Source organism: Acrocarpospora catenulata, from assembly GCF_018476525.1.
Classification (GTDB): Bacteria; Actinomycetota; Actinomycetes; order Streptosporangiales; family Streptosporangiaceae; genus Acrocarpospora; species Acrocarpospora catenulata.
In genome coordinates, this window is record NZ_JAHCST010000059.1 from 56,996 (window position 1) to 57,365 (window position 370).

The window sequence follows — 370 nt, forward strand, 5'->3', positions numbered from 1 at the left end:
GTGTCGCACGCGTCCCACTCGCCGTTGATGGCTGTGGCTGCGGCAAGTGGGCCGATGTGTTTTCCGGGGCCGTTTTCTAGGGGCACGGGTGGTCGGGGCGGATGGCGACCACGATGGAGACGCGGGCGCCGGGGGTGACGGTGGTTCCCGGGGGTGGGGACTGGCTGGTGATCGTGTCGATCGCGTTGCACTGGTGGTCGATGACCGTGGTGTCGGAGCCCAGGGTGAGGCCGGCGGAGGTGATCGCGGTGAGGGCGGTGGCGCGGGTGTGGCCGATCAGGTCGGGGACCTGGATGGTGGCCGGTGGGGTGGTCGGGCCGGTGGTTGGGCCGGCGGTCGGGTCGGGGGTGGGCGTGGGGTAGATCGGAAG

Annotated in this window: 1 protein-coding gene; it reads right to left on the reverse strand. The window is 71.4% G+C overall.

What is annotated here, in order from left to right:
- Positions 1-76: 76 nt before the first annotated feature.
- A partial coding sequence (locus tag KIP79_RS37340) for a PASTA domain-containing protein (RefSeq protein ID WP_214109714.1) occupies positions 77-370 on the reverse strand: 294 nt, incomplete at its 5' end.